This window comes from Solimonas marina (genome assembly GCF_012241385.1).
GTDB lineage: Bacteria > Pseudomonadota > Gammaproteobacteria > Nevskiales > Nevskiaceae > Solimonas > Solimonas marina.
The window spans coordinates 143,076-164,402 of the sequence record NZ_JAAVXB010000009.1 but is presented as its reverse complement, the minus strand read 5'-3'; the positions used below and the strand labels follow the sequence as shown (position 1 = coordinate 164,402).

The following is a 21,327-nucleotide window of genomic DNA, read 5'->3' as shown; positions in this document are numbered from 1 at the left end:
TCCAGATGTTGCGGCGAACCGACGCCCACCGCACGTTGCGTGAAGACTAAAACGACGCTCGAAGCCGATCAGGAGACGGCCGAACGAAAGAGACCAAAAGGAAATACATCGCGAACAAAAGGGACGTGGCGCGACCTGGCGCGCACGCCGCACGAGCAGCAGCAAGCGGTGCGGATCTGCACCGGCCATCGTTTAGACAAACTCGAGACATCGCCATCCTCGTCAGCGGTACGACACAGCGGCAACGTACCCAACCTCGGGTCGTTTGCCGCTCCCGCTGTCCTGGAGCCTGAAAGATTCCGCAGCGCATCCGGCGCCACGTTGCTTCTTCGGCGGACCCACGCTTTGCGCGTGCGTCACTCTTCAGACGGCAACATCAGCCTCGCAGTACAGGTACCTGAGCGTTTATGGGAGATTGCGCCTTCGGTAGACACCCGCCGTGGCGGTTGCCCTTCTCCTGCGAAACTGGACTTTTCCATACAGAGCTGGCTTAAAAATGTCTTTAAGCTGTCTCTACAGTAAGAGGCAGCATCAAACATGCCAGTGCCGATGCAGGCAGGGAAAGGGACTCACGATGCCTCACTGCCATAGACGCCGGCACGCCGCCGAGTACTGCAGGTTTGCTAGGAAAAACCCGTGCGTACTCGCCTGCGCGCCGACGGCGTCAGCACCGCTCAGGCCTTGCAGCGGCGATCACCGGCAGCGATCGATGACCGGGGCGCGCGACTCGCCGCATGTCATCGCCGGTTCGAACACGGACAAACACGCACCATCGTGGAGCGGCGGGTCAACGAGCGCGCCGTGGCACTGATTTAACTCATTGAGCGATAGGGCATGCCGAGGCTTTACGTTGGCGCATCGAGATCATCGTAGTACGCCAGCGCGGGCAGATTCCGTTGCTGATGGACGATCCTGAGCACGACCACGGCATCATCGGCAGCCTTGATCCGCTTGTAGAAAATAACGTGCTTCTGACAATTGACGGAGCGCATTCCTTCGCCGAACAGGCTTCGGTCTCGTCCACGCTCCGGGGCTCCTGCGGCGTGCTCGAACGCCTCGACGATCTGGCGGTAGTAGGCCAGCCGCTGCCCAAGAATCCGAAACGCAGTGTCGTTCGGCGCAAGTACGAGTTCATCAGGTTGAACCGGAAGGAGCATAGCGTTCAGATGATGTGTCGGTTGCTGGGCGTGGCTCCCAGCGGCGACTCCGCATGGATCGACAAGCCGGTCTCCGATCGGGCTCGTGAGGACAAACGGTTGCTCCGTCTGATCCGGGCGTCATTCAACGAGAATCAGGCCGTGTATGGTGCGCCGCGCGTCTTTCTCGACCTGCGGGAGGCCGGCGAGACATGCTGCAAGCATCGCGTCACGCGGCTGATGCGCGAGAACCACATGCGCGCCAAGGGCGGCTATCGCACACGCCGATTCCTCTCGGGTGGCAAGCCAGCCGAGCTCATCCCGAATGTGGTCAAGCACATCCTTGATGTTTCGCAGCCTGACCGAATCTGGGGCACCGACATCACCTATGTCCGAACATGGCAGGGCTGGGTCTAACTGGCCATCGTCCTGGACTTGTTTTCGTGCAAGGTCATTGGGTGGGCAATCCGCCAGACCATCCAACGAAATCTCGCCTGGCAGGAGTACTCGGCTGCGCCTCGCCCTGCGGGTCGTCGCCGTTGCACGGCGACGCTCAAGCCGGCGATGCCGGCTTGCCGAACCTGTCCGTTGTTTGTCGCAGGTTCGACGGGACGCCGGATCGGCTGGTCCGCTCGATCAACGTTCGTGGAATATTCGCGAGTGGCGCGCCTGGCAGGAGTACTCGGCTACGCCTCGCCCTGCGGGTCGTCGCCGTTGCACGGCGACGCTCAAGCCGGCGATGCCGGCTTGCCGAACCTGTCCGTTGTTTGTCGCAGGTTCGACCGGACGCCGGATCGGCTGGTCCGCTCGATCGACGTTCGCGGGATGTTCGCGAGTGGCGCGCCTGGCAGGAGTCGAACCTGCGACCGCCGGCTTAGAAGGCCGATGCTCTATCCAACTGAGCTACAGGCGCGTGGCGCGCATTGTAGGCGATCAGGCTGGCTTAGAGCGGCTTGAGTTGCCAGAGCGCAGCGGCCTTGGTCGACGCGGAAACGGCGACCAGTGTGTCGGTACCGCTGGCCGTTGTCGCAGCCTGTATCGTCGCCAAGCCGGTGGTCGTTGACGACGTACTGGTCGTCGTGGTCGTGCCGTCGGTGGTCGTCGACGTGCTGCACGTGCTGTCCAGCGTGACGTCGTAGAGGTTGTAGTGCTGATTGACGATCGTAAACGAGCCGCTGTACGTGCAGTCGTCGTCGTCGGAGCCGGAGAAGCTGCCGCCGGAATCGACGGTGATACTGCTGGTCACAGCGCCGTAGGCGTCCTTCAGTCCCCACGTACCCTGCACCAGCGACACGTCGGAACGCGTTTCGTAGGCGGTCTCGTCGTAAGTCAGCGACAGGGTGCCGCTGTCTCCGCTCGATTCGCTGTAGCTGACGAGGATACTGGCCTGCTCCTCATAGGAGCCCTGCGCCGTCAGCGTGGTAATGGTCGTGCTGCTGGTCGTGTCGCCGGTGGTGTCATCCGTCGTGTCGGCGGTCGTGAACAGCCGCGCCGACCAGTTGATGCTGCGCGCCGCCTCGACGGTGGTATAGATGCCGGAGCCGATCAGTGCGCCGGTGCTGTCGAACAGCATGAAGGTCTCGTTGTCGTCGACGAACGCGGTCACGTCAGTGACGTCGCCGCTGTCGGTGGACGTCATCGTTCCTTCGTAAATGCCAGCCGGGCCGCTGCTTTCAGTCCGCACCACAGGGGTGTCGATGTTGTCATCCTGCGAGTTGCAACCGGCAGCGAGCGTCAGCAGCGCGAGGGCGGCGGCACAGCAAAGGCGGGAGACGGTCATCGGCGGGTAGATCATGGTCCGGGGAACGCGAACTCTAGCAAACGCGCCCCGTTGCCGGGATGCGGTTCTATACGGTGGATGTAGGGACAAACTACTGCCCCGCCTTGGAAAAGCACTCAGGCGAGCGAGCGTATCAATTCGTTGAGCTGATCGAAGCCGATCGGCTTGGTCACATGCGCCGTGAACCCGGCCTCGCGGCAGCGCCGCAGGTCTTCGTCCATGCCATAGCCGGTCATGGCGATCGACGGCGCCTGCTGGTGCTGCGAAAACGCACGGGCAACGTCCGCGCCATCACCGTCGGGCAGCCCCAGGTCGCTGATCAGCAGATCGAAACGCTCATCGCTTATGCGTTGCTGCGCCTCGCCGATCGTACCGGCAGTGGAGACGCTGTGTCCGCTGAGTTCGAGCAGCGTCACCATCGCAATCGTGGTGTCGTGATTGTCCTCGACCAGCAGGATATGCAGCGAACGCTGTCCAGCGGATTTGTCGCTGACCACCGGACGCGACGGCGCCTCGGCGACGCGCATCTCGCCGATCAATGGCAGGATCATCGTGAACGCAGAACCCCGTCCGGTGCCGTGGCTTTCCGCCAGCAACTCGCCGCCGTGCTTGCGGGCCAACGCCTGGGCAATCGCCAGGCCCAGCCCGAGACCGCCGAACTGCCGGGTGATCGACGTGTCGGCCTGCTCGAAGGCGGTGAAGATACGCGGCATCGCCGCTTCGCTGATGCCGATGCCGGAATCCTCGATACGGATCGCGACATGCTCGTCGTCCGGGTTGTACGAGCGCAGGCTGACACAACCGCCCGGCGGCGTGAATTTGATGGCGTTGCGCAGCAGGTTGGAGACGATCTGCTGCAGGCGCGCGAAGTCGCCATCGACCTGACTGCGACGCGCATCAAGCCGGGTTTCGAGCTGCAGGTTCTTCGCCTGCACTTCGACGCGCACCGTCGCCAACACATCGCCGAGCGTGTCGTGCAGATCGAGACGGGCGACATGGATATCGGTCTTGCCGTGTGCGATCGATGTCAGGTCGAGCAGATCGTCGATCAGGCGCGCCTCAAGCTCGATATTGCGACGGATCATCGGCACCAGTTCGGACAATTCGTCGCTGAGCGCGGCCTTGCGCTCGAGCAGCGTGACCGCCGCCATCACCGGCGTCAGCGGTGTGCGCAGCTCGTGCGAGAGCATTGCCAGGAACCGGTCCTTGGCGGCATTGGCGGCTTCGGCCTGATCCTTCGCCGCCTTCAGCGCATCGGCCGAGCGACGCGCTTCGGTCATGTCGCGAATGATCTTGGAAAAGCCGATCAGCTCGCCGCTTTCGCTGTGAATGGCCGTCGTCACCACAGAGGCGAAGAACGCCTCGCCACTGCGGCTCTTCATCCACAGATCGCGCACGTGGCTGCCGTCGCGTGCCGCGGTCGCCAGCGAGTGCTCGACACCGGCTTCACCGTCGCTCGACTCATAGAGACGACCAATCGTCTCGCCCATGATGCGCTCGGCCGGATAGCCCAGCAGGTGTTCGGACGCGCTGTTCCAGCTGCGAATCCGGCCATCGACGTCGAGACCGATCACCGCATAGTCGCGCAGCGCGTTGATCAACAGGCGAAAGCTGGTTTCGTACTCACGCAGCGCGCGTTCGGCACGAATGCGATCGTGGCGCTCGCGGGCCTGCGCCAGCGCGCGCTGCACCACGGTCGGCAGACGCTGCAGGCGCTGCTTGAGCACATAGTCGGTCGCGCCTTGCTTGAGCATGTCGACCGCGTGCTCCTCGCCGAGCACCCCGGAGACGAACACAAACGGCACGTCCGGCGCCTGCTTGCGCGAAATCACCAGGGCCTCGGGCCCGGAGAACTGCGGCAGCATGAAGTCGGCGAGGATGATGTCGTAGTCGTTGGCCGCCAGGCACGCGCGAAAATCACGCTCGTTGTCGACCACGTCGACCCGCAGCGGATAGTCCAGCGCTTCGAGGCGTGCCTGGGTCAGCTCCGCATCGAGCGAGCTGTCCTCGACCAACAGCACCCGCAGTGCCGCGATCGCGGGCGCGTCGTCGGCACTCATCCGCCGTTGCCTCGGCGCACGACACGCGTCGAGCCCGGCGGCGGCTCATTGAGCACGGCCCAGAATACGCCGAGGTCGGCAATCGCCTCGACGAACTCACGGAACGCCACCGGTTTGACGACGTAGGCGTTGACGCCGAGTTCGTAGCTGCGCAGCAGGTCGCGCTCTTCACGCGAGGAGGTCAACATCACGACCGGAATGCTTTTGAGCTCCGGGGTCGAGCGGACCATCTGCAAGACCTCGATGCCATCGATCTTCGGCAGTTTGAGGTCGAGCAGGATCACCGCTGGATTGCCGGTCGGGCGCTCGGCGTAATCGCCGCGGTTATGCAGATAGTCGACGGCCTCGGCGCCATCGCGGGCCACCACGACTTCATTCGCGAGCTGGCTTTTCTCCAGCGCAATGAGCGTGAGTTCGAGGTCCTTGGGATTGTCTTCGACGAGCAGGATAGGCTTGAGCATGCACGGATGTCCTAACTGACCGGCACCGGAATCTTCGGAAGTGAAAAAGAAAACTCCGCTCCGCGATCCGGCTCGCCACGCGCCCACACGCGCCCATCATGTCGCTCGATGATGCGACGGACGTTGGCAAGACCGATTCCTGTGCCTTCGAAGTCTTCCATGCGATGCAAACGCTGAAAGACGCCGAACAATTTTGGAGCATACTGCATATTGAAACCGACGCCGTTGTCTCGAACATGAACAATATGACTGTCGGCGTCCTCCTCCGCCTCTAGCTGAATCTCCGCCGTCTGCCGCGTCCGCGTGTACTTGATGGCATTCGATAGCAGGTTGCGTAACGCCAGCAGCAAAAAGCTGGGGTCGGCGCGGACCGTCGGCAAGGTCCCAATCTTCCACTGAATGTCACGCCCACGCAGGTCGGGCGCCAGGTCGCGCAGCACCGATTCCACCAGCGCATTGAGATCGACACGGGTGATACGCAGTGCAGCGCGGCCCATCTGCGAGAACGTCAGCAGATCATCGACCAGCGTACCCGCGAAATGTGCCGACTCGCCGATGTTGCGCAAAAAGCGCCGGCCGCGCTCACTGAGCTGCGCGCCCTCGAATTCATCGAGCAGATCCGCATAGCCGACGATATGGCGCAAGGGCGCACGCAGGTCATGCGACACCGAATACGAAAAGGCTTCGAGCTCGCGGTTGGAGCGCTCCAGCTCGCCGGCCAGCGCCGCCATTTCCTCGGCGCGGCGCAGCACGATGGCGAGGATCGCATCACGAAACTCCTCGGCGGCCTCGATCTCGCTCTTGCGCCACGGCAGTGAGCTGCCACGCACGGTCTGCGCCCAGGCGTCAAAGCTGCTGCGCGGATGCAGCACCACTGGCGCATCATCGCCCTCGCCCGCCGTCTTCTGCGGCCGGCCAGCCCACTTCACGGTGCGCACCACCTCGGGCCGGAACCAGATCAGATAGTTGCGGTGAATCTGCGAAATCGACGCGGCCAGCACCCCAGCGACCTGGGGCTGCAGGTGTTCGGCGTCGGGATAATCGCCGGCCAGGCTGGTGGTGGCATAGACGCCACTGGTCGTGTGTGCGGCGATCCAGTCCGCGAGCCGCGTCACCTCGGCCGCCGACGGCGTGTCACCGAATAGCTCACAGCCGCCATCGGCGACGATCGCCGCACCACTGGCGGCCGCAAAGCGCAGCAGGTCGGCCGGATTCGCCTTGAGACCGTTGATGACGTCGGTCTCGGCCATCGCGCCGAGCAGATCGACCAGCATGCGGCGCAGCTCGAGGCGGTGCGCCGATTCGGTGCGATCCTCCTTGGCCTCGATCTGCAGCGACAGGATCTGCCCCAGATGCTCGCAAGCAGTGCGCAGCTCGAACGGCACGTGGCGCGCGGTCGCGTGGTGACAGGAAATAAGCCCCCAGAGCGCGCCATCGACGACGATCGAAATCGACATCGACGCCAGCGTGCCCATGTTCTTCATGTACTGCACATGCACTGGCGACACGCTGCGCAGCGCCGCATAGCTCAGATCGGTCGACCGCTGGGTCATCGGGTTGACGGCCGGAACCAGCGGCGACGGCTGGTATTCGGCATCGGCAATCAGGCGGATGTGGTTGAGCTGATAGAGCGCACGTGCCTGACGTGGAATGTCCGACTCCGGAAAATACAGATCAAGGTACGACGGGTACTCCGGCGCGCGGGTCTCGGCGATGACGTGTCCATGGCCGTCCTCGTTGAAACGATAGACGAGCACTCGCCCGAAGCCGGTGATGCGCTGCATCTCGCCGGCCGCGAGCTGACACAGCTCGGGCACTGAGTGCACGCTTTGCAGGCTGGCGACGAACGAGCGCACCAACGGATACATCGCGGTGTAACGGTTCGCATCCTCGCGCGTGGTGAACTCCAGCTCGAGGATCAGCACGCCCTCGTGGCGATGGACGATGGCATCGACACCATGCCCGCCGATCCCGATCAGCCCCACATACAACGGCCGCGCATCGACCGCGGCCGACGCCAGCGCACGACGCAACATCGCCGCGGCATCCTCGCCACAGACGGCCGCCAGCGGTTGGTCGAGTGCCTGCTCGGCCGGCTGACCGGTCAGTTGCTGCAAATTGGCGCTGGCCTGCGCGATCGTCAGCTCAGGTTCGCGCAGGCACAGCAACACGCCCTGCGGCTGGATAGCGCCGGGAATGTGGATCGGCTCGCGGTCGCAATCGGCCAGCAGCGTGGACGGCACGCTGGTTTCATGGGCCATAGTGAAGGTCCCGAGTCCTTGCACAGGGAGGAGCGGCAACCATGGTCAAGGCGCTCGTCGGCCGCGCCGCACGCCGCAAACCCGAAGGCTCGGCACTGAGCGGCGACCACATGACGCGAACTCTTCCCTGAGTCGTGTGAACTGAAAAATGTCCATGGTCTGGTACAGCGTCGATCCGTCGGCGGCGCCGCGGATCGAAATCACTGTCGCCCATGCCCCTCGCGAAATCAAGCCGCCTGGCCGCCACGCCTCTCCGTTTGGCGCCTATTCGTGACTTACCCAGCCCGGTTAGACAATTATTCCAATTGCGGTCCCAGGGTGAGCAATGGAAAATCCCGATGGATCATCAAATTGCACCGTAAAGGGAGTTCCGGTGGACGAACGGTCATTCACGTATCTGATGCAGCTGCCCCGGACCACCGCGGCGGCTCTGACCTTGCGTGCGCTCGGCGGCGAACTCGCCGAGCAGGTGCCGGTACCGCAGCTGCGGGCATTGCTGTATCGCGTCGGCCGCTCGATTGCGCGCGAACACGCCGCCGACGGCATCAAAACCCTGGCAGAATTCGAAGGCTTCGCGTCGCGGCGTCTGGCTGACCTCGATCTGGGCTGGATGCAGGTCGAAGAGGTGTCGGGCGCGGTAGACTTCTTGCATGGTGCTGCCCCGCTGAAGGCTTGGTTTGGCGCGGCCGCCGCGGAATGGTCGGCTGGACTGCTCGAAGGCCTGTATGCGGAGTGGATGACGCAGCTGGGTGCCGACGAGCGGCTCGATGTCCGCGAAATCGAGGATCAAACCCTGGCCAGCGGGGTCGTCCGCCTGCGTTTCGCTCACGAATCGTCGTTTGGAGTCTGAACTCATGCCTGACCGCAAGTCGTCCGACGATGTCGACCAGTTGATGAAAGACCGGCGGCTCGGCGACCTTCAGTATCGCGAGTTCAACCCCGGTCACGCTGCGACGATCAAACTCGCTGACGCGGCGCCGTTGACGCCGGTCGATGTACCGGCGGCCCCGAGTGCCCCTCTGGCGCCGCCGGTCCTCGTCGCCACAGAACGGCCGACAACGCCGGTCGTGACGCTGCCGACCACGCTGGCGACCGAGCGCGCCGGCCCGACCGCTGCGCCGGCCGCGCCGCGCGCCAAGGTGCACGAAAGCCCGCTCAACTTCACGTTCGAACGCCTGCGCCGCCAGGCGGTTCCGGCCCGTGCGCAGGGCACGCTGCTCCACCTGCAGCTGCCGCCCCGCTATCGCGTCACGCTGCCGGAACGCCTCGAGCGTCTGCAGCAGCGCACGCTGCGCGAGCTGTTCAACGGCCTGAACCAGCCCCCCGCCGCTCGACAATGCGGAGGCTGAACGGCGGGCCGCTAGCTGATCAGGGAGGAACTGCATGCGGCTGCTGAGCCTGCTGCTGATCGCGTCGCTTGCGATCCCGGTCTACGCACTGGTGACGGCCCCGTTGTCACTGTTCTGGCAGACCTTCACGGCGATCGGCATGGTCATCACGGCCAATCTGCTGATCCGCCTCAAGGACTATCGATGGGCATTGGCGATGATGGGCCTGTCGACCATCGCCAGCACGCGCTACCTGTACTGGCGACTGACGCAGACCCTGCCGATCGGCCCCGAATTCAACGCCTGGGACCTGTTCCTGTCGCTGGGCCTGGTCGGCGCTGAAATCTACGCCTACGTGATCCTGATTCTCGGCTTCGTGCAGACCATCTGGCCACTGCACCGCAAGCCGGCGCCACTGCCCGACGATCCCTCCCAGTGGCCGACCGTCGACATCTATATCCCGACCTACAACGAGCCGCTGGCCGTCGTCCGTCCGACGGTGCTCGCGGCGCTGGCCATGGACTGGCCCCGCGACAAGTTCCGGGTCTACGTGCTCGACGACGGTCGCCGCGACGAGTTCCGCCAGTTCTGCGAAACCGTCGGCGTCACACATGTCACGCGCACCGACAACAAGCACGCCAAGGCCGGCAACATCAACGCGGCGCTGAAGAAGACGGGTGGCGAGTACATCGCGATCTTCGACTGCGATCACATTCCGGTGCGCTCGTTCCTGCAGATGACGATGGGGTCGATGCTGCAGGACAAGACCGTTTCGCTGGTGCAGACGCCCCACCACTTCTTCTCGCCCGACCCGTTCGAGAAGAATCTGGCGACCTTCCGCAAGGTGCCGAACGAGGGCGAGCTGTTCTACGGCCTGATCCAGGACGGCAACGATTTCTGGGACGCATCATTTTTCTGCGGCTCGTGCGCGGTGCTGCGCCGCGAAGCGCTCGAACAGATCGGCGGCATCGCCACCGAGACCGTCACCGAAGACGCGCACACCTCGCTGCGCATGCACACGCGCGGCTGGAAGAGCGCGTACATCAATATCCCGCAGGCGGCTGGCCTGGCCACCGAATCGCTGTCGGCGCACGTCGGCCAACGTATTCGCTGGGCTCGCGGCATGGCGCAGATCTTCCGCGTCAACAATCCGATGGTGATGCCGGGCCTGAAGTTCGGCCAGCGCATCTGCTACTCGAACGCGATGCTGCATTTCTTCTACGGACTGCCGCGTCTGATCTTTCTGACCTCGCCCTTGGCCTATCTGCTGCTCGGCGCCGAGATCATCAAGGCACAGGGCTGGATGGTGCTGGCCTATGCCGCGCCGCACGTAATGTTGGCCACCACCACCAACAGTCGCCTGCAGGGGCCGTTCCGCCATTCGTTCTGGGCCGAAATCTACGAGACGGTGCTGGCGACCTTCATCCTGGTGCCGACGCTGCTGGCCGTCATCAACCCCAAGCTCGGCAAGTTCAACGTCACCGCCAAGGGCGGCATCGTCGATCGCGACTACTTCGACAAGGACATCGCGCGGCCGTACTACCTGCTGTTCTCGCTGAACCTGATCGGCTTCACGGTCGGCATCATCCGGCTGCTGATCGGCGGTCCGCATGCCGACACGCTGATGCTCAACATCGGCTGGACGGTCTACAACCTCATCATTGCCGGCGGTGCGCTGGCGGTCGCCAATGAGAAGCGCCAGGTGCGCAGTGCAGTACGGGTGCGCACCAAGCTGCAGGCGGCCATCCGCAGCCATGCCGACAGCGGCGCCTACATGACCGAGACGCTGGACGTGTCGTACAGCGGCGTCGCGCTGCGCCTGCCGGAAGCGGTCGATCTCAAGCAAGGCGACAGCCTGCAGATTCTGCTGATGCCGGAGCGCAACGATGTCTGGCTCGACGCCAAGGTCATGCGTGCCGGTCGCGGCCTGGTCGCCGCCAAGCTCAACGAGATGTCGATCCCGCAGGAGAGTGCGCTGGTCCAGGCGCTGTTCGGCCGCGCCGACGCATGGATCCAGTGGCGCGAGCATCAGAAGCCGGACCGGCCGTTGAGGGCCTTGTTCGAGGTCGGTCGTTACGGCATTCGCGGTGGCCGCGACTTCTTTGCCTGGGTGGTCAAAGCGATCTGGCAGCGCGGTACCCGAACCGCGCCGACCAAGGCGGCCTAAGCGCAGGCAATGCGGCCCTTGTGGCCGTGGGAATCAGTTGGGGTGCAGCGCCGCGGGGGCGCAAAATGTCGGGCGGGCGATTCATTCACTGGCTCTGAGAGGTTCGTTCGGCAATGGCGCCGAGCCCATGCTCATCAAGGGAGCAGCGTTTCATGCGTGTAAACAAGAATATTGCGAAGTTGTTGAGCGGCATGTCCGCACTGCTGGTGGCCGCCAGTGCGGCCGCTGCCACCGACGTGTCGAGCACGGCGACGACCCCGGTAACGGTAACGGTAACGACCGACCGCGCCTTCGCGCAGACCGCAAGAACGATCAGCTTCAAGGATCTCGGCATGATCTACAGCATGAAGCTGCGGACCGTGTACGGGCAGGCATCGCTGCCGCTGAATCTGCGCTCCGACCAGATCGTGACCGCCGCCACACTGGACCTGCATTACGCGCACTCGCCGTCGCTGCGCTTCGACCTCAGCCATTTGAGCGTCTATCTCAACGATCAGCTGCTCAAGACCATGCCGCTGAGCGCGGAAACTGCGTCCGGCAATACGGTGCGCATTCCGATCGACCCGCGTCTGCTGCTGCCGCACAACCAGCTGCGTTTCGAACTGGTTGCGCACTACGCCAAGCCCAATGAATGCGAGGACCCGGCGCATAGCACCTTGTGGGCCGACATCAGCAACGACTCGAAGATCGAGCTGAGCCTGTCGCCGCTGGCGACGGTGCCGTCGCTCGATCGCCTGCCGGCCCCGCTGTTCGACAGCGGTGACGAGCGGCGCCTGTATCTGCCGTTCGTGTTCAACGGCGCGCCCGACAACGACACGGTGAAGGCAGCCGGCATCGTCGCCGCCTGGTTCGGTGGACAGGCCGATTATCGCGGCGCCAACTTCCCGGTCTCGTTCGGCACGCTGCCGGCCGGCTATGCGGTACTGTTCATCGACGGCGCCAACGCGCCGGCCGGCTTCGAGCGCTACGCCAATGCGCGCGAACCGACCATCTCCGTCGCCGAAAACCCGGTCGCTCCGGGCGCGCAGGTGCTAGTGTTCTCGGCGCCAAATGCGAGCGGCCTGGTCGAAGCGGCGCAGGCGCTGGCGCTGGGCCGCATCGCCCTGCATGGCGCCCAGGCGCAGATCAGTGCACTCGAACTGCCGCCGCCGCGCGCGCCCTGGACGTCGTCGCGCTGGGTCGACCCGAGCAAGCCGTTCCCGCTGGCCGACGCCGCCACCGGCCCGATGTCGGTCACCGGCCTGGTGCCGGGGCCGATCAGCTTCGAGTTCTCGCTGCCGCCCGACCTGTACCCGCTCAGCGACAAGAGCATCCAGGCCGACCTGAAGTACCGCGCCGCGCCGATCGCCGCCGTCAACTCGTCGCTCAACGTACTGATCAATGATCAGTTCGCCGGCGGTGTCGCGCTCAACCGCAGCAGCAAACCCGGCGCCAAGGTCGATCGCAGCTCGACGCTCGACGTGACGCTGCCGCCGGAGGCCCTGCACGCGCACAACCGTCTCGACGCGCAGTACCACTTCCGCCGCGACACCAATACCGTCTGCCAGGATTTCGACGCGACCAGCCTGCAGGGTTCGATCGATCCCGCCTCGACGCTGGACATTCACAACTACGCGCACTTCACCGAGATGCCGGCCCTCGAGAAGTTCGCCGACGGCGCCTTCCCGTACTCGCGCCTCGCCGATCTTGCCGATACCGCGATCGTGCTGCCGAGCACGCCGAACGAGAACGACATTTCGGCGGCGCTGATCGCGCTCGGCCATATCGGCCGCTGGACGCGTGATGCCGCGAGCCGCGTGGTGGTGACGACGATCGACGCGCTCGACACCGTCAAGGATCGCGATCTGCTGGTCGTCGGCCGCCTCGACCGCCTGGCACTGCCCGAGGGTTGGGCCCAGCAGATGCCGCTGCGGCTCGACGGCACCCGCCTGCAGCTGGTGCCGATCGGCTGGCTGACCGCGATCAATGAACGCTATCTGTTCGACCGCGACGTCGATTCGGCGCGTGCGCACGCCAGCAGCGTCATCGTCCAGGCCGGCCAGGACTTCGCGGCACTGATGGGCTTCGAGTCGCCGCTGTCGGCGCACCACAGCGTCGTGATGCTGACCGCCGGCCGTGACGGCGATGTGCGTGACGCGGCGTTGGCACTGACCGATCCGGGCGAATCGCAGTTCATCCGCGGCGGCCTGACACTGGTCCGTGGCGATCAGGTCAGCGGCTACGACTTCGGCAGCCATTACGACGTCGGCCATCTGCCATGGTGGTTCGCGCTGAAGCGCTGGTTCAGCCAGCATCCCTACCTGATCTGGCCGCTGGCGCTGATTCTGGTGATCATCGTCGCGGTGTTGCTCAACGCGGTGCTGCGCCGCCGCGCCAAGGCGCGTCTGCAAGGCAAATGAGGCACAGCGATCGCTGACATCAGGATGCGGATGCCCAGAACGATCATCAGGACTGCCGGAGCCTGGCTTGCGGCGTTGTCGGCCTTGCTGACAACGGCCGCGTGGCCGGCGGCGCCACACGCCATCGACTGGCCAGACTGGCAGTCGTTCGATACCGCGTTCATCGACCCGCAGGGCCGGGTGATCGACTGGACCGATCACGCCCGTACGGTGTCCGAAGGCCAGGCCTACGCGCTGTTCTTCTCCTTGGTCGCCAATGACCGCCGGCGCTTCGCGCAGCTGCTGAGCTGGACCGAGCAGAACCTCGCCAAGGGCGATTTGCAGCACAACCTGCCCGCCTGGTTGTGGGGCGAGCGCCAGGACGGCAGCTGGGGCGTGCTCGACCCGAACTCGGCCAGCGACGCCGACCTGTGGCTGGCCTACACGCTGCTCGAAGCCGGGCGGCTCTGGAACGTGCCGGACTACGTCAAGACTGCCGACGCGCTGCTCAAGCTGGTCGAGGCTCAGGAGATCGTGCAGGTGCCGGGCGGGCCGATGCTGCTGCTGCCCGGACCGCAGGGCTTCGTTGGCCAGGACGGCAGCGTGCGCTTCAATCCGAGCTACTACGTGCCGATGCAGCTGGTCGGCCTGCAGACGCACGAGCCGAACGGTCCGTGGCTGCGCCTGCTCGGCGACTATGCGGCGCTGCTGCCGCAGATCGCGCCGCTCGGCCGCGTGCCGGACTGGACCAGCTGGCATACCGACCGCATCGTCGTCGATCCGCAGACCGGCGGCGCCGGCAGCTATGACGCGATTCGCGTCTATCTGTGGGCCGGTATGATGCCGCCAGGGGACAACAACGGACAGAAATTGTGCGGCGTACTGCGCGGCTATCGCGACATGGTCAAAGCCCTGCAAGGACAGATCCCGGAACACTGGACGACTGGCAACAGCGGGATCAGCGGCAATGCGCCGCCGGGCTTCTATGCGGCGCTGATGCCGTTCCTGCGCCGTCTCGGCGACCCCGATTCCTACAACAAGGCGCGTACGCATCTGCAGGAGACACAGGTCGATGGCCTCTACGGCAAGCCGGCCCGTTACTATGACCAGGTGCTCGCGCTGTTCGGCAAAGGCTTCGTCGACGGTCGCTTCCGCTTCGACGCCAAAGGCAGACTGATTCCTTCATGGCAATGACATGGCAATGAGAGCCGCGAAACAGTACGGCGTCGCCCTGGGGCTGTGCTCCGGCTTGATCGCCGCGAGCCCGCTGATGGCGGCCTGGGCACAGGACAACGCGGCCGTCAGCCAGCTCGTGCAGCAGGCGCAGTTCTGGGACGCCAAGCAACGCCCCGACCTCGCGCTCGAAAGCTGGAAGCGCGTGCTGCAGGCCGACCCGAACAATGCCCAGGCGCTGGCACGGCTCGCCGAGATCGAGAACCAGAACGGCAACCGCGGCGAGGCGCAGCGCTATCTCGACACCTTGCGCCGCGTCGCCCCGGATTCGAGCGCCACGCAGCGCGCCCAGCAACAACTGTCCGGCGCAACGAATGCCGCCACCATCAGCCGTGCACGCCAGCTTGCGCAGCAGGGCCGCGCCGCCGATGCCATCGGCGTCTACGACCAGGTCTTCGGTGGCCACCAGCCGCCCGACGATCTGACCGCGCTCGAGTACTACGAGACGATGGCCGGCATCGAATCGCGCTACGGCGAGGCACGCGACGCCCTGGCCAAGCTTGCGCAGCGCAACCCGGACGATCCGCGTTACGCGCTGACCTATGCTCGCGTGCTGACTTACCGCGCCAACACGCGCCGCGACGGCATCGCCAAGCTGCGCGAGATGGCCGGCGATCCGAAGTACGGTCTCGACGCACGCAAGGCCTGGCGCCAGGCGCTGATCTGGCTGCAGGCGACGCCGGCCGATCAGGCGCTGTACCAAGCCTATCTCGACAATGCCGGCAACGATCCGCAGGTTGCAGAAAAGCTCGACGCGCTGAAGAACGCCAAGGCCGGCGCCGTCGCCGCGCAGGCCAGCGAAGCGGAAGGCGCCGAACTCGCGCGCGCGTTCCGCAATCTCAATGCCGGCGAACTCGACGCCGCCGAATCGAGCTTCGAACGCCTGGTCGGCAAAGGCGGCAGCAGCGCTGCCGATGCACGCGCCGGTCTGGGCCTGATCCGCTTGCGTCAGCAGCGCTTCAAGGACGCCACGTCGCTGTTCGACACGGCCATTCGTGCCAAGCCGTCGCTGGAACCGCGCTATCGCGAGGCGCGCCGCACGGCCTTGTTCTGGAGCCGCGCGCATGATGCGCAGCGCGCCAGCGACGCCGGCAACACTCGCAGCGCCGAGGCGCTTTACGCCCAGGCCGTCGCCAGCCCGCCGCCGGGCGGCGTGCCGTCGGCGATCACCCGCGCCTATGCCGACACGCTGGTCGCCAACAACCAATCCAAACTCGCCGAGCAGCAGCTGCGTACCGGCCTGCGCGCGCACCCGAACGACCCGCAGCTGGTCAGCGGTCTCGCCGCCCTGCTCTACAAGGGTGGCCGCAGCGACGAGGCGAGCAAGCTGCTGGCCACGGCGCCGGAAGCCTCGCGCGCGGAGTTCCGCACCACCCAGGCCGAGCTGGCACGCCAGCAGGCCGAGGCGCTGATGGCGGCCGGCCGCAACGCCGAAGCCGAGCAGAAGTTGCGCGAGGCGCTGACCGCCGCACCGGAATCGCCGTGGATACGCCTCGATCTGGCGCGCCTTTATCGCCGCACCGGTCGCGACGATGACGCCGAGCAGCTGCTGAACTCGATGACCGAGGCCGCGGGCAACAGTGCCCAGGCGCATCTGGCGCAGGCCTACGCCTTCACCGAGCAACAGCGCTGGTACGACGCGCTGATGGCGCTGGAAGGCTTGCCCACGGCCGATCGCACGCCGGACGCGCGCAAGCTGCAGCGCGAGGCCTGGGTCCGCTATCAGGTTCAACGTTCGACGCAGGCGGCCAAGCAAGGCGACGCCAGCCATGCGGCCGAGTGGCTTGGCGACGCCGTCACCGCCGCCGGTGACGACCCGTCGCTGGCCTCGGCACTGGCGCAGGGCTGGGCCGCACTCGGCGATCCGGCGCGCGCGGTCGCGGTGCTGCGCCGCAGCTTCGCCAAGCGCGGCGAGCCGGATCCCGGCGATCGCATCCAGTACGCCGCGCTGCTGCTGCAGCTCGATCAGGACGCCGAATTCGAAGCCGTCAGCACGACGCTGATCCAGAAAGGCGATATGTCGCCGCAGCAGTCGAAGACGCTCGAAGACCTGATCGTCGGCTATCGCATCAAGCTGGCCGACCGTGCACGCGAGGAAGGCAACTTCGGCGCCGCCTACAAGCAGCTGCGCGAAGTCGTCGCGCGCTATCCGGATCAGCCGCGTGTACAGATGGCGCTGGCGCGTCTGTTCGCATCGGCCGGTGAGCCGGACAAGGCATTGGCCATCGCCCGTTCGCTGATGAGCCAGCCGCAGCCGACCGACGAGCAGTTGTATGCATCGATCGACGCGGCGCTGGCGGCGGGCGACAAGGACACCGCAGCGCAGTGGATCGACGTCGCCTTTAACCGCAAGACCGATCTCGTTGCCGCGCACCGCGCGGCCGGCCGGCTCGCCGAGCTGCGTGGCCGCCAGGCCGAAGCACTGGCGCACTATCGCGAAGCCGACGCGCTGGCCAAACAGCAGCGCGACTACACGGCCGCGCCGCCGGAGCTGATGCTGATCGACCCGGCCACCGGCGGCGCCAAGTCGCTGCCCGGTCCGATGCAGGACCTGCTGCAAGGCACCGACGTGCCGATCGGCCCGCTGCTGCCGCGTGCGCCGGACGCCGGCACCGAAGCGCCGCTGCCGGCACCAGTACGTCGCCCCATCTCGGCACAGGATGCGCGCTACGGCGGCTATCACCTCGACGCCCAGCTCGGCGCCGCCGGCAGCACGACGGGCACGAGCGGCAGCGCCACCTCGGGCACGCCGGTGGCGCTGCAGATGGATCGTCGCATGCACACGCCGGTGGCCGACTCGCAATGGACGCCGCCGTTCGACGCCTCGCAGGTCAAGCCGATGGACCGCCTCGAAGGCGAAGTCAGCGGCTGGATGCTCGGCGGGTTCAACAGCCGCACGCGCGATGGTGAAGCCGGACTGGGCAAGCTGTTCGATCTGGAAACGCCGATCGACTGGGTAAGCCGCGAGTTCCGTGGCGGCCGCATCGGCATCCGCCTGCGCCCCGCCTATCTCGACGCCGGCACGGTGTCGGGCACCACCACGCTGATGAAGTACGGCACGCTGGCGCTGATCAACGGCGAGAGCGACAACCTCGATCAGACCGACAGCGGCCTAGCCGTCGGCGCCGCCTACCAGATCGGCGACTTCGTCGCCGACCTCGGCACCACGCCGCTGGGCTTTCGCGTCGAGAGCCTGGTCGGCGGCCTGCAGTGGTCGCCGTCGTTCGGGGCGTGGAGTCTGACGCTGGATCTTTCGCGTCGTGCCGTCACCGACAGCCTGCTGTCGTATGCCGGCGCCTACGATCCGCTGACCGGTCGCGACTGGGGCGGCGTTGTGCGCAGCGGTGCGCGCGCCGACATCGCCTACGACTTCGGCCGCTACGGCCTGTACGGCAACGGCGGCTATTACGCGCTGACCGGTCGCAACGTCGATGAGAACACGCAGTTCGAACTGGGCGGCGGCCTGTTCGTACGTGCCTACCAGCGCGGCACGCAGACGCTGACGGTCGGCGTCAATCTGACCAGCTTCGGCTACGACAAGAATCTGCGCTATTACAGCTTCGGCCATGGCGGCTACTTCAGTCCGCAGTTCTTCAGTGCGCTGACGATACCGGCGTCGTTCACCGGCTCGGTCGGCTCACTGAGCTACCGCCTCGACGCGGCGATGGGTATCCAGAGCTTCCGCGAGGACGGTACGGCGCTGTATCCCAACAACGGCGCGCTGCAGGACGAAGTCGAAGAACTGGCCGACTACGAAGCGTCGTCCGACATCCCCACCGGCTACGCCTCGCAGAAGAACACCGGCCTCGGCTACCGCTTCGGCGGCGCCGCGCAGTACCGCCTGACCGACAACTTCCAGCTCGGCGGCACGCTGAGCGTCGACAATGCCCGCGACTATCAGGAAATCAATCTGATCGGCTATCTGCGCTACTACTTCGGCGGCGTACAGATGGTGCCGACCGAACCGCAAATACCGAGCATCTTCAAGGGGCCGCTGCCATGAGCGCCTGCATGAAAGCCTGGATCGCCGCGCTGTTGCTGGTACCGACCGTCGCCGTGGCACAGTCCGGTGCCGCGCCCACCTCGGCGCAGCTGCAGTCGCTGCTTGAGAACGGCAAGGTCTCGCAAGCCGTCACGACCCTCGAAGATTCGCTCGGCGATAATCCGTTCGATCCGGTACAGCTCAACAATCTGGCCGTAGTCCGCACGCGCGATGGCGATGTATACACCGCGCTTCAGCTGCTCGATCGCGCTGCGCGCCTCGAACCGGACCAGCCGGTCATTGCCGACAACCGCAAGAAACTGCGCGAGTGGATCGCCGCCAAGATCGGCGCCAACAAGCAGCAAATGGACGCGGTACCGCTCGATCACCTACCGTCGATGCTGCCGGACCCGCCGCCACTCTGGGACGAATGAACTGACCGACGGCCTGCGGCTGGCGTTCAGGGCCGTGGCGCTAGGGTGCCGGCCGTCAGGGATACGGAGTTCTCGTCATGATCAAGTACGCAGTGGCGCTGATCGGCGCCCTCGCCTGCGGCGCTGCGCAGGCGGATGTCGGCGTCTCGGTTTCGGTCGGCCAGCCGGGTTTCTACGGCCAGATCAATGTCGGCAACATGCCAGCCCCACAGCTGGTCTACCCGCAGGCGGTCATCGTGCAGCGCGTCGCCGCACCGCCGCCGCCGGTCTACCTGCATGTCCCGCCCGGTCACGAAAAGCACTGGAGCCAGCATTGCGCGCAGTACCACGCCTGCGGCCGCCCGGTCTATTTCGTGCAGGACAACTGGTACAACTCGGTCTACGTGCCGGACTATCAACGCCGCCACGGTCCGCCCGGCCACGACCGTCATGACGAAGGCCATGGTCATGGGCACGGACACGATCATCACTGATTGAGACCACAGTGCCGCTGCACACAAGCGGCTGCGCCACCACGAAAGAACATCTCGTTGCCGGCGCAGCCGCTTTGTCTTGTCACGCTCGCATCACGCGCACCGCCTAGCGCGCCGGCGACGCATCAGCCGTGTGCCGATAGCGTGAACACCGTCCCGACGTTGTTCGTGCCACCGCTTTGCGTCGTGCCGTAAATGTTGCCGTCCGCATCCATGATCAAGGTCGCGCGCGGGTTGTGGGCCGCCGGCAACTCGTCATCGAAGCGGTACAACACATAGACGTTGTTCGTCGTCGCTTCGATCATGAACACGGCGCCGCGCTGATTAGCCCCGCTGTCGTTCGACGCCGTGCCGAACAGATTGCCGGCCTCGTCGACCAGCAGGCCACCGTACGGCGCGCTGCCGACCGTCGCCGGATCGAATGACAGCACGACATCTTCGGTGTTGCGTTGCGGATCGAATCGGTAGACCGTGCCATCGTCGAACTGGCCGCCGCGCAAGGTCGTGCCATAGAGTTTTCCATCGGCCCCGGCCACCAGTCCGGCCAGTGGTTGACCCCCATCGCCGTCGGCACCGAAATCATGCACGTCGATCAGAGTGCCGTCCGCTTCGATCTTGAAGATCATGCCCTGCTGCCCGGCCCCGCCATTTTGCGTGACGCCGTAGAGATTGCCGGCGAGATCCAGGACCAGCCCACCGACCGGATTCTGCCCGTCGCCATCGGCGCCGGAAAACGAGTGCAGCACCTGTTCGACGCGCTGCCCGCCTTGAGGCACCAGACGATAGACCACGCCCTTGCCAGATGAACCTCCTGCATAGGTGGTGCCGTACAACACGCCTTCTGCATCTTCGGTCAGATCCGGACTGGGAAACGCGCCGTCGTTGTCCGACGATGAAAACTCCCATAAATCGCGCAACATCTGCGCGTCGGGATCGAAGCTGAACACGGTGCCGTTGGTGTTGGGGTCTTCGTCCTGCTGCGTCGTGCCGTACAACACGCCGTCACGGCCGGTGACCAGGCCTTTCGGATAAAGCCCACCAGCCGCGTCGGCACCGAACGAATAGGCGATGGATTCCGCGCCCTGCGGGGCAATCTTGAAGATCGTACCGCCCGATGCGGCTCCACCGTATGCCGTGGTTCCCAGCAGGTTGCCATGCGAATCCAACGCCAGACGCCCGGATGGCGTATCACCGTCCGGCTGGCCCTTGAACGAATAGAGCTGGCGATAGCGGTAACAGCGCACCGCGACTTCATCGATATCGCCGTCGGGGACCGTGCCGCTGCCGTTGATGACCGTGCAGACCTGATCCTCGGCCTGCTGTTCGACCGTGACGTCGAAATCGCTTCCGCTCGCCAGGCGTGAGGAAAAGACAAAGTGCTGATCGGCACCGGTTCCGGCCAGCGATAAATCATCACCGCCGTTGTCGCGCAAGATGATGCTCTGCCCCGCAAGCAGACCGGTGATCGTGCCGCCGACGCCGTAAACATCGGCCATCGTCGCACCGCCGCCGGACGAGCCGCCTCCACACGCAGGCAACAGCCCGGCGCCGGCGATCGTACAAAGCAACAGGGTTAATCTGCTTGCCCGGCATGTCTGCCGCGCGAAAGGCGTCAATAACATCGATGTGCTCCG

16 protein-coding genes, 1 tRNA gene and 1 riboswitch are annotated in these 21,327 nt (G+C 65.4%); of the genes, 10 read left to right on the top strand and 7 right to left on the bottom strand.

Annotated elements, in window-relative coordinates; translation table 11 throughout:
* Nucleotides 1–375: 375 nt before the first annotated feature.
* Nucleotides 376–470, bottom strand: a riboswitch (glycine riboswitch).
* A 166-nt stretch (nucleotides 471–636) separates the two neighbouring features.
* Nucleotides 637–816, top strand: a complete 180-nt coding sequence (locus G7Y82_RS15585; RefSeq protein ID WP_168149059.1) for a hypothetical protein — start codon at nucleotides 637–639, stop codon at nucleotides 814–816.
* Between the two features lie 29 nt (nucleotides 817–845).
* Here the strand turns inward: G7Y82_RS15585 and G7Y82_RS21925 are convergent, their stop codons facing one another.
* Nucleotides 846–1,157: a type II toxin-antitoxin system RelE/ParE family toxin gene (locus G7Y82_RS21925; protein WP_168149058.1), complete on the bottom strand. Its 312-nt coding sequence runs from the start codon at nucleotides 1,155–1,157 to the stop codon at nucleotides 846–848.
* 9 nt (nucleotides 1,158–1,166) lie between these two features.
* On the opposite strand from G7Y82_RS21925, the gene G7Y82_RS21920 reads away from it, so the two are divergent.
* Nucleotides 1,167–1,553 (top strand): IS3 family transposase, encoded by a 387-nt coding sequence (locus G7Y82_RS21920; protein WP_366515683.1) that lies wholly within the window; start codon nucleotides 1,167–1,169, stop codon nucleotides 1,551–1,553.
* A 419-nt stretch (nucleotides 1,554–1,972) separates the two neighbouring features.
* Here G7Y82_RS21920 and G7Y82_RS15570 read toward each other — a convergent pair.
* From G7Y82_RS15570 to G7Y82_RS15550, 5 genes are all read right to left on the bottom strand, one after another.
* Nucleotides 1,973–2,049: transfer RNA gene (locus G7Y82_RS15570), tRNA-Arg, on the bottom strand.
* Nucleotides 2,050–2,079: 30 nt separating this feature from the next.
* A complete protein-coding gene (locus G7Y82_RS15565; RefSeq protein WP_168149056.1) occupies nucleotides 2,080–2,916 on the bottom strand; it encodes a hypothetical protein in 837 nt (278 codons plus the stop codon).
* A gap of 116 nt (nucleotides 2,917–3,032) precedes the next feature.
* Entirely contained in the window at nucleotides 3,033–4,976 is a 1,944-nt protein-coding gene (locus G7Y82_RS15560) for a hybrid sensor histidine kinase/response regulator (protein WP_240954339.1), read from the bottom strand.
* On the bottom strand, nucleotides 4,973–5,437 hold the full coding sequence (locus G7Y82_RS15555) for a response regulator (protein WP_168149055.1): 465 nt from the start codon (nucleotides 5,435–5,437) through the stop codon (nucleotides 4,973–4,975). The genes G7Y82_RS15560 and G7Y82_RS15555 overlap by 4 nt, the downstream gene beginning before the upstream one ends.
* Nucleotides 5,438–5,448: 11 nt before the next feature.
* Nucleotides 5,449–7,698, bottom strand: coding sequence for an ATP-binding protein (locus G7Y82_RS15550; protein ID WP_168149054.1), 2,250 nt, complete (start codon nucleotides 7,696–7,698; stop codon nucleotides 5,449–5,451).
* 325 nt (nucleotides 7,699–8,023) lie between these two features.
* Between G7Y82_RS15550 and bcsD the strand changes: the two genes are divergently transcribed.
* The 8 genes from bcsD (at nucleotide 8,024) to G7Y82_RS15510 (ending at nucleotide 19,693) form a co-directional block, all read left to right on the top strand.
* Nucleotides 8,024–8,548 carry a cellulose biosynthesis protein BcsD gene (gene bcsD / locus G7Y82_RS15545; protein WP_168149053.1) on the top strand — a complete coding sequence of 175 codons (525 nt, stop codon included), beginning with the start codon at nucleotides 8,024–8,026 and terminating at the stop codon, nucleotides 8,546–8,548.
* A gap of 4 nt (nucleotides 8,549–8,552) precedes the next feature.
* Nucleotides 8,553–9,047 (top strand): hypothetical protein, encoded by a 495-nt coding sequence (locus G7Y82_RS15540; protein WP_168149052.1) that lies wholly within the window; start codon nucleotides 8,553–8,555, stop codon nucleotides 9,045–9,047.
* 34 nt (nucleotides 9,048–9,081) lie between these two features.
* Entirely contained in the window at nucleotides 9,082–11,193 is a 2,112-nt protein-coding gene (bcsA, locus tag G7Y82_RS15535) for a UDP-forming cellulose synthase catalytic subunit (protein WP_168149051.1), read from the top strand.
* Between the two features lie 152 nt (nucleotides 11,194–11,345).
* Complete coding sequence (gene bcsB, locus G7Y82_RS15530; RefSeq protein WP_168149050.1) at nucleotides 11,346–13,592, top strand: cellulose biosynthesis cyclic di-GMP-binding regulatory protein BcsB; 2,247 nt, start codon at nucleotides 11,346–11,348, stop codon at nucleotides 13,590–13,592.
* Nucleotides 13,593–13,622: 30 nt separating this feature from the next.
* Nucleotides 13,623–14,765 (top strand): cellulose synthase complex periplasmic endoglucanase BcsZ, encoded by a 1,143-nt coding sequence (gene bcsZ, locus G7Y82_RS15525; RefSeq protein WP_168149049.1) that lies wholly within the window; start codon nucleotides 13,623–13,625, stop codon nucleotides 14,763–14,765.
* A 7-nt stretch (nucleotides 14,766–14,772) separates the two neighbouring features.
* Entirely contained in the window at nucleotides 14,773–18,807 is a 4,035-nt protein-coding gene (locus tag G7Y82_RS15520) for a cellulose biosynthesis protein BcsC (protein WP_168149048.1), read from the top strand.
* A gap of 8 nt (nucleotides 18,808–18,815) precedes the next feature.
* Nucleotides 18,816–19,220: a tetratricopeptide repeat protein gene (locus G7Y82_RS15515; RefSeq protein WP_168149047.1), complete on the top strand. Its 405-nt coding sequence runs from the start codon at nucleotides 18,816–18,818 to the stop codon at nucleotides 19,218–19,220.
* A 77-nt stretch (nucleotides 19,221–19,297) separates the two neighbouring features.
* The gene (locus G7Y82_RS15510; protein ID WP_168149046.1) at nucleotides 19,298–19,693 is read left to right on the top strand and encodes a hypothetical protein; all 396 of its coding nucleotides are present in this window, start codon (nucleotides 19,298–19,300) and stop codon (nucleotides 19,691–19,693) included.
* A gap of 125 nt (nucleotides 19,694–19,818) precedes the next feature.
* Here the strand turns inward: G7Y82_RS15510 and G7Y82_RS15505 are convergent, their stop codons facing one another.
* Nucleotides 19,819–21,189 carry a choice-of-anchor tandem repeat GloVer-containing protein gene (locus G7Y82_RS15505; protein WP_168149045.1) on the bottom strand — a complete coding sequence of 457 codons (1,371 nt, stop codon included), beginning with the start codon at nucleotides 21,187–21,189 and terminating at the stop codon, nucleotides 19,819–19,821.
* Nucleotides 21,190–21,327 lie beyond the last annotated feature (138 nt).